The organism is Hymenobacter jeongseonensis (assembly GCF_015694725.1).
In the GTDB taxonomy this organism is placed as follows: Bacteria; Bacteroidota; Bacteroidia; order Cytophagales; family Hymenobacteraceae; genus Hymenobacter; species Hymenobacter jeongseonensis.
Window position 1 is genome coordinate 672,486 of the sequence record NZ_JADQDQ010000001.1, and the last position, 12,295, is coordinate 684,780.

The 12,295-nt window shown below is 59.4% G+C and carries 7 protein-coding genes; 5 read left to right on the forward strand and 2 right to left on the reverse strand.

What is annotated here, in order from left to right:
- The first annotated feature begins 36 nt into the window (after positions 1–36).
- The 5 genes from I2I05_RS02775 to ppk1 all read left to right on the forward strand — a co-directional run bounded on the left by I2I05_RS02775 (position 37) and on the right by ppk1 (position 10,716).
- Positions 37–4,026, forward strand: coding sequence for a metallophosphoesterase (locus tag I2I05_RS02775; RefSeq protein ID WP_196280663.1), 3,990 nt, complete (start codon positions 37–39; stop codon positions 4,024–4,026).
- A 421-nt stretch (positions 4,027–4,447) separates the two neighbouring features.
- On the forward strand, positions 4,448–5,701 hold the full coding sequence (locus tag I2I05_RS02780; RefSeq protein WP_196280664.1) for a M43 family zinc metalloprotease: 1,254 nt from the start codon (positions 4,448–4,450) through the stop codon (positions 5,699–5,701).
- Between the two features lie 287 nt (positions 5,702–5,988).
- Positions 5,989–7,818 carry a GEVED domain-containing protein gene (locus tag I2I05_RS22265; RefSeq protein WP_196280665.1) on the forward strand — a complete coding sequence of 610 codons (1,830 nt, stop codon included), beginning with the start codon at positions 5,989–5,991 and terminating at the stop codon, positions 7,816–7,818.
- 157 nt (positions 7,819–7,975) lie between these two features.
- A complete protein-coding gene (locus tag I2I05_RS02790; protein WP_196280666.1) occupies positions 7,976–8,470 on the forward strand; it encodes a SixA phosphatase family protein in 495 nt (164 codons plus the stop codon).
- A 158-nt stretch (positions 8,471–8,628) separates the two neighbouring features.
- Positions 8,629–10,716: a polyphosphate kinase 1 gene (ppk1, locus tag I2I05_RS02795; protein ID WP_230688096.1), complete on the forward strand. Its 2,088-nt coding sequence runs from the start codon at positions 8,629–8,631 to the stop codon at positions 10,714–10,716.
- Between the two features lie 134 nt (positions 10,717–10,850).
- Here the strand turns inward: ppk1 and arsS are convergent, their stop codons facing one another.
- A complete protein-coding gene (gene arsS, locus I2I05_RS02800) occupies positions 10,851–11,897 on the reverse strand; it encodes an arsenosugar biosynthesis radical SAM (seleno)protein ArsS (RefSeq protein ID WP_196280667.1) in 1,047 nt (348 codons plus the stop codon).
- Positions 11,898–11,943: 46 nt separating this feature from the next.
- On the reverse strand, positions 11,944–12,276 hold the full coding sequence (locus I2I05_RS02805; protein ID WP_196280668.1) for an arsenosugar biosynthesis-associated peroxidase-like protein: 333 nt from the start codon (positions 12,274–12,276) through the stop codon (positions 11,944–11,946).
- Positions 12,277–12,295: the final 19 nt, after the last annotated feature.

A 12,295-nucleotide genomic window follows, 5' to 3' on the forward strand; every position in this document is an offset into this window, starting at 1 on the left:
CGACGGGGCCTTGATGCCCTGTTTATTTTCTGCTTTATGCCCTTACTTTTCCGCTTTCGACCCGCGCTGCTTACGTTCTGCGCGGTTTTGGCGTTCCCTTTCAGTGCGCTGGCCCAAGGCGAGTCCAGCGAGAACCCGGTCAATTCCAAACCCAATTACCGGCGCGGCGGCCTGGGTTGGGAAAAAAACTTGCCCCCCGATAGCAGCCGCATTCGGTACACCGTTTTTTTAATTGGCGACGTGGGCAAGCCCATCGACGCGGATAAAGGCGGCGAGCCGTCGCTGAATTTTATGCGAAAGCAGATAATGGCGGCGGGGTCCAAAAGCACCACCATTTACCTCGGCGACAACATCTACGAATACGGCATGCCCGAGGAGGGCGCTTATGACCGCAAAGAGTCGGAGCGCCGCCTGCGCGACCAGATTGACGTGCTGCGCGGCTACCAGGGCGAGAAATACATGATTCCGGGCAACCACGACTGGAAGCAGGGCCTGGACGGCGGCCTGGAGCAGGTGCTGCGCGAGCAGCGGTACGCCGAAACATACATGGGCACGGATTCGACGTCCTTTTCCTACACCGGCGATTTTGTGACGCCGGCCAACGGCTGCCCCGGCCCCTACGAAATCCGCTTGCAGGACGACCTGGTGCTGATTACCATCAACTCCCAGTGGTTTCTGACCGACCAAAGCGAGCGGCCGTATGGCGGGGCCGGCAACTGCGGCGTGGACGATGAAACCGACTTCATGGCCCAGTTGGAGGACATTATCGAGCGCAACAAGGACAAGAACATCATGGTGGTGGGGCATCACCCGCTGTTCAGCGACGGCGTACACGGCGGCTACTTCACGCTGGCCGACCACTTCTTCCCGCTCAGCATCGTGTACAAGTACGCGTTTGTGCCACTGCCCATCATTGGCTCCATCTACCCGTTTGCCCGCAAATACGGCGGCATCAGCCAGGACATTGCCCACCCCGCGTACCAGGCCTATAAAGAAGGCCTGATGAACATCTTTAATAAGTACCCCAACATTATCTACGCGGCCGGGCACGAGCACAACCTGCAATACTTTAAGGAAGGGGCTTCGCACTTTATCGTGAGCGGCTCGGGGTGCAAAACCCAGCACGTGAAGCCCGGCGATGGCGGCACGGCGTTGTTTTCAGATAAGGAAAAGGGCTTCGCGCGGGTCAATTATTACAACGACGGTCAGGTCTGGACCGAATACCTGGTGCCCGAGGGCAAAGGCGAAACCGCCCGCGTCGTGTTTCGCACGCCGCTCTACGCCAAGGCCACGGCGGCCGTCGCCACGGTGTCCGCGGCCCCGGTCACGCCTGAGGAAAAGCAGAAAGAAAAGGAAAAGCTGGCTGCTGAGCGGGAACTCGCCGCACGAATTACGCCCGCGCTGCCCATGGCCCGCCCCGATTTCCGCGACTCCGCGGTGGTGGTGGCCGTAAATCCCGGCTACGACAAGCACGGCAAGTTTCACAACTGGCTGCTGGGCGAACACTACCGGAAAGAATGGGCCACGCCCGTGAAATTTCCGGTGCTGGACCTGGCGAATAACCGCGGGGGCCTAGTGCCCTACAAAACCGGCGGCGGCAAGCAAACCGTTTCGTTGAAGCTGCGCAACGAAGCCGGCCACAACTACTCGCTGCGGGGCATCGACAAAGACCCCGCCGCCGTGCTGCCCGAAGCCCTGCGCACGGGCTTCGCCAAGGACATTCTGCAGGACCAGATTTCGGCCCAGCACCCCTATGCTTCGTTTGTGCTGCCGCCGCTGGGCACGGCGGCCGGTATTCTTCACACCAACCCTGAGCCGGTTTACATTCCGCAAGACCCCTTGCTTGGCCAGTACTACAGCACGTTCTCTAATAAGCCCGCGGCCCTGGAGGAAGACGCCAAAGACGACCAAAGCAACGTAGCCAGCCTCGGCTTTGCCAAAAACCTGGTGGGCACCGAAAAAGTGCTTGAGCGCGTGCTCGAAGACAACGACAACAAGGTGAACGAGGTGGCATTTGCCCGCTCGCGCCTGTTTGATATGTGGATTGGTGACTGGGACCGGCACGAGGACCAGTGGCGCTGGGCCGAAGAGAAAACCAAGGATGGCGACCGCACCTTCACGGCCGTGCCCGAGGACCGCGACATTGCCTTCTTCAAGGGCGACGGCGTACTGCCTTACCTCATTAGCCGCAAGTTTGCGGTGCGCAACTTCCAGAACTTTGGCTACGACTACGCCGACTACAAGGGCCTGAACCAAACCGCCCTGGCCAACGACCGCACCTTCCTCAGCAGCGTCACCCGCGAGCAGTGGGTGGCGGAGGCTACTTATATGAAGGAAAACCTGACCAATGAAGTCATTGAAAAGGCTTTCCGCGACAAGTGGCCCAAAGAAATCTACGACCTGCACGGCGCCGAAATCATTGCCAAGCTGAAAAGCCGGCGCGACTTGCTGCCCGACCTCGCCGCCAAATACGCCGACGTAGTGGCCGAAATCGTGGAAGTGCGCGGCAGCGAAAAGAACGAGAAGTTTGTGGTGGAGCGCCTGCCCAACGGCGACAGCCACGTGACGGTGCGCAAAATCACGAAGGAGGGCCAGCTAAGCAAAGTGCTGTTCGACCGGGTGGTGCGGCACGACGTGACGGAAGAGCTGCGCCTCTACGGCATCAGCGGCACCGACGTGTACGAGGTGAAAGGCAACGCCGACAAGGGCATTAAGATGCGCCTAGTGGCGGGCACCGGCCGTGACTCGATTTCGGACGTGAGCAGCGTGGCCGGCGCGCGCCACAAAACGCAGGTGTACGACGCCGATACCGGCAATGTCATCAACGTGGGGAAGGAAGCACGCCTGCGCCTAGAACCCGGCGTCGACGTGAGCCGCTACGACCACCCCCGGCGCTTCGACCTCAAAGACTATCGCCTTAACTACACCGGCCCGGCCCTGTTTTTTGGCTATAATATCGACGACGGCTTGCTGCTGGGCGGCGGCATCACCCACCGCCGCTACGGCTTCCGCCGCGAGCCTTTTGCATCGGAGCAAACCCTGGTGGGCAATTTTGCTCCGGCCCGGCAGGCGTACAACTTCCGCTACACCGGCCAGTTCACTCGGCTCCTGGGCGAGCACGACCTGCGCGTGGTGGCCCAGTACTACGGCCCGCAGTTGCTCTACAACTTCTTTGGCCTCGGCAACAACACGGCCAACTTCGCCACCGCCGATGCCAACCGCGGCCGCGTCACGGCTCGCACCGTGAACAGCGCCTACCGGGTTCGGTTCGACCGCATCACCATTGCGCCCACGCTGGAGCGCAACTTGTTCAGCTTCCTGAAAATGGGCTTTGGCCCGCAATACGACCGGTTTCGGGTGGAGCAGGCGCCTATCGGCTCCATTATCGCCGACAGCATCGGCGAGGATTTCGAAAACCGGCGCTTTGGCATTCGGGCTTCCGATTTTCAGGCCAACCAGTACCTCGGCGGTCTGCTTTACTTCAACCTCGACGCGAGCTCCTCGCCCAAAAACCCGCGCATCGGCATCCGCTGGTACAACGAAGCGCAGTACAACTTCCAGCTCAACGGCGAACAGCTGCAGTTTGGCCGTCTGACCTCGGAAATCCGGGCGTACGTAACGCCCAACCTGCCCGTGCAGATTACCTACGCTGGCCGCCTCGGCGTAGCCCACAACCTTGGCGACTACCGCTTTTACCAAGCCAACACATTGGGCGGCACCACCAACCTGCGCGGCTACCGCCGCACGCGCTACGCGGGCCGCACCAGCCTCTACGGCAATTTCGAGGCACGCCTGCAGCTATTTTCCTTCAACGCCTACCTGTTTCCCGGCAAGTTCGGCGTGCTAGGCCTGGCCGATTTTGGCCGGGTTTACTCCGACAACGACGTACGTACGGGCTTGGCGGCGTTCCACAGCGGCTTCGGTGGCGGCGTTTATGCCGATATCCTCAAGCAAGTCGTCATCAACACTACGTATTCGGTGGGCGAGGAGAAGTTGATTTTCCTGGGTTTCGACTTCCTGTTCTAGGGTAGCCAATAGGTCCTTGTGGCCAACGACAGCAGCCCCGGCAAAGCACAGTAAACCGTGTTTTGCCGGGGCTGCTGTCGTTTAATAACGCCATTACTGTGTTAACCAGTAACAGTGTAAAAGGTCTTTAAGGTGGTGGTAAGTAACAAGCGCTTAGTGAGTGGTAAACCGCAGGTGTATAAAATTTGGGCTTTTCTATTTTTCGATAAACAATCCATTAGTGTGGAAAATTTGCTGAAAACAAGGTTCTTTGATGACTAAATCAATTTAAGGCAGTTTTATTGCAATTAAAACCAGTATTTCGGCCTAACATTTAATTATTTCGCAACGTTTAAACCACGAATTGCTGGAAATTTTATCTAGCTTGGCAAATAATTCCTCTTTCCAAAACCTTTTCCCCTCCTTATTTCCAAACCGTTACATGAAGAAAGTTTATCTCTCCGCGCTGGCCATTTTGGGCGGCGCAACCTCGGTGTTCGCGCAGACCACGCAGAACCGCCAGTTGCCAAACGGCGGACCCCGCCTCGAAACTGCCATCAACGGTCGCGCCTGCGCCACCATGGAAGTGTACGAAAGCCAGCTGGCGGCTGACCCCGCTATGGCCAAGCGCATGGACGCCATTGAATCCCAGACGCGTCAGTTTGTGGCCAACAAGATGTTGAACCGTAGCACCGCTGGCGCTATTGTTACTATTCCGGTGGTAGTGCACGTGGTATACAACACGGCCGCTCAGAACGTATCGCAGGCTCAAATTGATGCCCAGATTAAAGTGCTGAACGACGACTTTGCTAAAATGAATGCCGATGCTGGCAGCGTGCCTTCGCTGTATGCCGGCGTTGCCGCTGGTACCAACGTGCGGTTTGTATTGGCCAAGCGTACGCCAACCGGTGGTGCTACCACGGGTGTGGTGCGGGTGTCAACCAAAACCCGCTCGTTCAGCAGCAACGACTTTGTGAAGTATTCGAACAAAGGCGGCAGCACCGCCTGGCCCCGCGACCAATACCTGAACCTGTGGCTCTGTAACCTCGGCCAAGGCTTGTTGGGCTACGCTCAGTTCCCCGGCGGCCCGGCGGCTACCGACGGTGTGGTGTGCTTGTACTCGTCGGTACCCGGCGGCACGGCAGCCAGCTACAACCTGGGCCGGACGGCTACGCACGAAGTGGGCCACTGGCTGAACCTGCGCCACATTTGGGGCGATGCTTCCTGCGGCAACGACCTCGTGGCCGACACCCCTACCCAGCAAACCAGCAACGGTGGCTGCCCCGTGTTCCCCAAAATCACCTGCAACAACCAGGGCGATATGAGCATGAACTACATGGACTACACCTACGACCGTTGCATGTACATGTTCACGACCGGTCAGTCCGAGCGTATGGATGCTGTGCTTGCCGGTTCGCGCGCTACCCTCGCTACTTCGTTGGGCGGCACGGCACTGCGCCAGGTTGCCAGCACTTCGACGCTGTATCCTAACCCCGCCACCGACGTTGTGAACGTAAGCGCCGCGCAAGGCCGTGGTGTTTCGGTAAGCGTGTACGACCTGAGCGGCCACGTAATGAGCCAAGCTCGCTACAACGGCAACGGCCAGGTACAAGTATCGGAGCTGCCCAAGGGCCTCTACTACATCCGCACTTCGAGCGGCGGTACCGTAACCCACCAGCGCTTCGAGAAAGAATAAACGAATGGGACTGGGCCAGTAGCCGCCGGTTATGGCCGGTGCTAAACAACCCACCCACGATGAAAAAGAGCTGTCTTACAGGGCAGCTCTTTTTTCTTTTTAAGCCCTCAACATAGTAGAAGGCTGTTTGAATATTTTGATAAAAATTGAAATATTCGTGCTAAAAAAAGCTGTTGATGATGAATATTTTGGCATTATCAATACAAAATTGCGTTTTTCGCAAACAAACCAGTAGGTTTGATATCTGAGAAAAATTTTAATCACCCCCAAAAACCTCTCGTTACCGCATGAAAATAACCCATTACGCACTGACGTTGTGCCTGCTCGGCTCGGTCTTACTCCCTGTGGCGGCCCATGCCCAGGACTCTAAATCGAATGGCGGCAACACCCTGTCGGAAGCCATTAATCGGCAGGGCAGCATCCGACCGGTGATAGTAGGCGAGGGCCCCAACCGGACCTGCGCCAGCATGGAAGCCCTGGCCGCTCAGATAGCCGCCGACCCCGCCATGGCCCGGCGCCTGTCCGACATTGAAAAGCAGAGCGCGCGGTATGCCAGCCAGCCCAGCAACGCATTGGAACGGACCACGGCCGTGACGCTTACCATTCCGGTGGTGGTGCACGTGCTGTATAACACCTCAGCCCAAAACGTAAGCGACGCGCAGATTGCGTCGCAGATTGCGGTTTTGAACGAAGACTTCCAGAAGCTGAACGCTGACGTGAGCAAGACGCCATCGGCATTTGCCGGATTGGCCGCCAACGTCAACATCGGTTTCACGCTGGCCAAACGCGACCCCAGCGGCAACGCCACCACGGGCATCACCCGCAAGCAGGTAACCCAGACGTCGTGGGGCACCGACGACCGCATGAAAAGCTCCAGCACGGGCGGTACTACGGCTTGGAACACCAGCCAGTACCTCAACATCTGGGTGTGCAACCTGAGCGGCGGCGTGTTGGGCTACGCCCAGTTTCCCGGCGGTGCGGCCGCTACCGACGGTGTGGTTATTCTGACCACGGGCTTCGGCCGCAACGGCTCGGCCGCAGCGCCCTTCAACCTAGGCCGCACAGCCACGCACGAAGTGGGCCACTGGCTGAACCTGCGCCACATCTGGGGCGATGCCTCCTGCGGCAACGACTTGGTGAGCGACACGCCCACCCAGCAAACCAGCAACACCGGCTGCCCCACCTTCCCCAAGCGCACCTGCGGCAACACCACCAACGGCGACATGTTCATGAACTACATGGACTACACCAACGACGCCTGCATGTACATGTTCTCGACCGGCCAGAGCAGCCGCATGAACGCGCTGTTTGCTACGGGCGGTGCCCGCGTTTCGCTCAAAACTTCGCTGGGCGGCACGGCCCCCGGCGGCACCACGCCTCCCCCCACTGGCACGCCTACCTATTGCGCCAGCAAGGGCACGAGCGTGGCCTACGAATGGCTTGACTTGGTGCAGTTGGGCAGCATCAACCGCACGTCGGGCCAGGACGCTGGCTACTACAACGGCACGGCCCTGAGCACCAGCGTAACCGCCGGCGCGGCTTATACCATCAACTTCTCGGTGGGCTTTGCCGGCACGGCTTACACGGAGTACGTGAAAGTGTACGCCGACTGGAACCAGAACGGCGTGTTTACCGACGCCGGCGAGCTGGTTGTTTCGGCGGCTGGCAGCACCTCGGCAGCTACCCGCTCGGCCAGCTTCACGGTGCCCGCAGGGGCCAAAAACGGCAGCACCCGCCTGCGCATCATCGCCAGCGATAACTCCGCCACCACCAGCTGCAACAGCTACAGCTACGGCGAAACCGAAGACTATACCCTGAACGTGGGCGGCGGCGTGGCCCGCACCGACGGCAGCAGCACGGCCCGCTTGAGCACGGCCAGCGAGCCCTACAGCTTGTTCCCGAACCCCGCCACCAACGTGCTGCGCATTGCCCGCCCGGCCAGTGCCGACCCGGCCCAGCCCTTCAGCGTGCGCGTGCACGACCTGCGCGGCAGCGAGGTCCGCGGCCTGAGCTTCGCAGACGGCGAACTGAACGTGTCGAAGCTGAGCCCCGGCATCTATTTGCTCACGCTGAGCGACGGCGCGGCCACCACGCACCAGCGCTTTGTGAAGGAGTAGCCGGAATAAACTACCTGCGCTTTCTTTGAAAAGAGGCCTGGCTGTGAAGCCGGGCCTCTTTTTTGTTTTCCATAATCGAGCAGCCCATGCAAAAGACAAAATGCATAACCTTTTCACAATGCACGAGGTAAGCGGAGCACCCCCTAGCTTCGCCCTTATGAAAACCCTCTATCTCCTTCGCCATGCCAAATCCAGCTGGAGCTTCGACGAGCTCAGCGACCAGGAACGTCCCCTCAACGACCGGGGCCGCGACGATGCCCCGGCAATGGGCCAGGCACTGGCCAAGCGCCGCATCTGCCCCGATTTGGTGGTGAGCTCGCCGGCCGTGCGCGCCATGAGCACCGCCGTGCTGGTGGCCCGCGAAATGCAGTACCCGCACGATAAAATTGTGGTGGAGTCCGGCATTTACGGCGCCGATGTGGACGAGCTGCTGGCCATTATCCGCGACTTGCCCGATACGGCAAACATTGTGCTGCTGGTGGGCCACAACCCCACCATCACCGAAACGGCCAATGCGTTGTCGCCGAATCCCATCAACGACATGCCCACGGCGGCCGTGGTGTGCCTGCGTTTTGCCTGCGACCAGTGGAGCGAAGTGGGCAAAGCCAACGCCGAATTTTATTTCTACGACTTCCCCCGGAATGCGAGCTAGTGCCTCGCGGTGAGGCGCAGGACGTGAGCGGTGACCGAGCAAAAGGATAAAGCCCGGAAGTGGCTTTCCTTTCCGGAAAATCGTAGAGAAACCTCGGCCGTAAGGTTTGCATCCTGCGCAGCCTCATTTCTTCATTACCTCATTACGCCTCCACCCAATTGAAAACTCTTTCGCGTGACTTAAGCTGGCTGCGGTTCAATGCCCGCGTGCTGCAAGAAGCTCAGTGCCCCACCGTGCCGCTGCTGGAACGCCTGAAATTTTTGGCCATTTTCAGCAGCAACCTGGATGAGTTTTTTAAGGTGCGGGTGGCCACGCTGCGGCGGCTGGTGAAGCTGAAGAAAAAGACCCGCGCCCAGCTCGCCGACAACCCCAAGCGGGAGCTGCGCAAGGTGCTGGAAGAAGTGGGGCGCCAGCAGGAGGAATTCGGCGTCACGTTTCGGGAGCAGCTGCTGCCCGAACTCAACCGCCACCACATTCACCTGCTAAACGAAGCCGAACTGAGCGAAACGCAACGGGAGTGGACGGCGCGCTATTTCGAGGAAAAGGTGCGCGACTTGCTTTCGCCCGTGGTGCTGGACGACGCCATGCACCACCTCTTTCTGAAGGACCAGACCGTGTACCTCGCCTTCTACCTCCGCGAGCCCCGCAACCCCAAAGCGGGCATCGAGCCCGAGCGGGTGCTGCTGATGGAGCTGCCCACCAAGCGCCACGGTGGCCGTTTCGTGCGCCTGCCCGACGAAGGCGAGGAGCGGTACGTGCTGTTTCTGGACGACGTGATTCGCGTGGGCGCAGCCGAGCTGTTTCCGGCCTACCAGCGCGTGGAGGTGAACGCCATCAAGCTCTCCCGCGATGCCGAGCTGGACATCGAAGAAGAGGTATCGGGCGACCTGATGGAGAAAATCCGCAACAGCCTGAGCAAGCGCGCCACCGGCTTTCCGGCCCGCCTACTCTACGACCCCCAAATGCCCAAGGAGACGCTCCGGGCCATCAAGCAGAAAACCGGCATCACCGACGAGGAATTGGTAGAGGGCAGCCGCTACCACAACTTCCGCGACTTTTTCGGTTTTCCAGAATTCAGCGACCCCGGCTTTAATTACCCCGCCCGCCCGGCTCTGCCGCACCCCACGCTGCCGCGCACGGGCAGCCTGCTGGCCGCCATCGCGCAGCGCGACCACCTGCTGCACCCGCCCTACCAGTCGTTCGATTACGTGACGCGCCTGCTGCGCGAAGCCGCCACCGACCCGCGCGTGTCGGCCGTCAGCATCACGCTTTACCGCGTGGCCAGCAAGAGCGCCGTGGTAAAAGCCCTACTGAAAGCCGCCAAACACGGCAAGCAGGTGACGGTGGTGGTGGAGCTGAAAGCGAGGTTTGACGAAGAATCCAACCTCTTTTGGTCCGATAAACTCAAGCGGGCTGGGGCCAACGTCATTTTTACCCCGCCCGAACTGAAGGTGCATAGCAAAATGCTGCTGCTCACGCGCCGCGAGGCCGACGAAACCACGCGGCAATACGCGTATTTCAGCACCGGCAACTTCAACGAAAGCACCAGCCAACTCTACACGGACCACGGTCTGTTTACGGCCGATGAGCGGCTGACCCGCGAAGCCGCGGCCGTGTTTGAGTACCTACGCGACCAAAGCGTGGTGCCCAAGCTGGAGCAACTGTTGGTGGCGCCGTTTGGCCTGCGTCCGGGGCTTAATGCCCTCATTGACTACGAAACCAAGCAGGCGCAGAAAGGCAAAGAGGCATATATCATCCTCAAAGTGAACTCGGTGGAGGACCGAGGCATGATTGCCAAGCTCTACCACGCCAGCGCGGCCGGTGTGCGGGTGGAGCTTATTGTGCGCGGCATTGGCTGTCTGGTGCCAGGGCAGCCGGACTTTAGCGAAAACATCACCCAACACGGCCTCGTGGACCGTTTTCTGGAGCACAGCCGGGTGTACGTTTTCGGCCACGGCGGCGAAGAAAAGGTCTACGTGTCCTCTGCCGACTGGATGACCCGCAACCTCGACCGCCGCGTGGAAGTGGCCTTTCCCATTCTGGATGAGAGCCTGCGCGCCGAAGTGCGCCACTTGCTCGATTTGCAACGGAACGACACGGTGAAAGCCCGCGACTTTGAAAACAGCTACATCTTGGCCGATGCTGGGAAAAAACCAATGCAAGCGCAGGAAGCCACCTACACGTGGCTAAAAGGCCTAAAGCGGCGGCAACGAAAAACAGAAATTACTGGTTTGAAGCGCATTTAAAACGTCATGCAGAGCGCAGCGAAGCATCTCGCTCGGGTCAGTAATCCAATCGATTGAGTTACTACCACATGCGAGATGCTTCGCTGCGCTCTGCATGACGGGTGGAGTTTCTTTGTGTCCTTCAGGCCGTTCGCCTACGCTACGGCTCCGCCGCAACTCGAGCCGCTGCCAGCTGTGCAGCCGTAGCAGTGCTGGTTCACCACCACGCTGCGTTTGCTCAGCACCACTGCATCAAAATTGCGGATGTGTTGCGCAGTGCTGGCCACGTGCAAATCCAGCATCTGGTTGAAATCGCAGTCGTACAAGCCACCGTCCCAGCCCACGGAAATGGTGGTGCGGCACATCACGCCCGCAGCGGCGACGGGGTTGAAGGCATTTACCAGCTTCTCCATGTAGCCGGCGTAGTTGCCGGACTCGATGAGGTAGTCGAGGTAGCGGCTGACGGGAATGTTGGTGATGGCAAACAGCTCGTTGAAAACGATGCCAAAATCCTTTGCCAAGGCACGCTTGAACTGGTCTTGCAGGCCCTTCTGGGGCCCGGGCAGGAAGGCGCCGCTGGGGTTGTACACCAAGTTCAGCACCAGGCCCGAGCCTTCCACGCCATAGCCCACGGCGTTGAGCATATTCAGCGCTTTAATGGAATCAGCAAATACGCCGTCGCCGCGCTGGCGGTCGGTTTGGCCGGCGCTGTAGGACGGCAGCGAACTGACCACTTCCACGCCGTGCTGCTTGAAGAACTCGGGCAGGTCGTGGTACTTCTTGTTGGCCACGATGATGGTGAGGTTGCAACGCACCAGCACCTTGCGGCCCAGCTGGCTGATTTCCTCCACAAACCACCGGAAATCAGGGTTCATCTCGGGTGCGCCGCCGGTCAGGTCCACGGTTTGGATGTCGCTCTGAGCCAGTGCGTCGAGGCAGTATTGCATCGTTTCGCGGGTCATGATTTCCTTGCGGTCCGGCCCCGCGTCGACGTGGCAGTGCTTGCACACCTGGTTGCACATCTTGCCCACGTTAATTTGCAGCACTGCGGGTGCCACCGTCGCGAGCGGAAACAGCCCGGCGCCGCGCAGCTTTTCGTGAAACAGCGGCAAATGCAGCGTTTCGGCTACTTCCTGGCGCAGAACGGTGAGCTGAAAAGCCGAATCAGCCAGTTGGTGGCCCGTGGCCTTGAGTGACTTCATGTTTGAGAGGGAGTGAATAACAACTGAGGCCAGCGGCTCAGGGATATTACATGGAGAGGTCTTTCACCTTGTTCATCATCTGCACGCTGTGCACCAGCGTGGCGCCGCCCCGAATGGCCGCTGCTACGTGTACCGCTTCCATCATTTCCGGCTCGGTGCACCCTTTTTCCATGGTGTCCGACGTGTAGGCGTCAATGCAATATGGGCACTGCACAGCGTGCGCCACGGCCAGGGCAATAAGCGACTTTTCGCGCGCCGTAAGTGCGCCTTCGGCAAATACCGCCCCGTAATAGGAGAAGAATTTCTCCGCAAACTCGGGTTGGAATTCGGCGATGCCGCTGAATTTCTTCAGGTCGGAAGGATTGTAGTAGGTATCCATGGGGATTTTGAAAAGACGT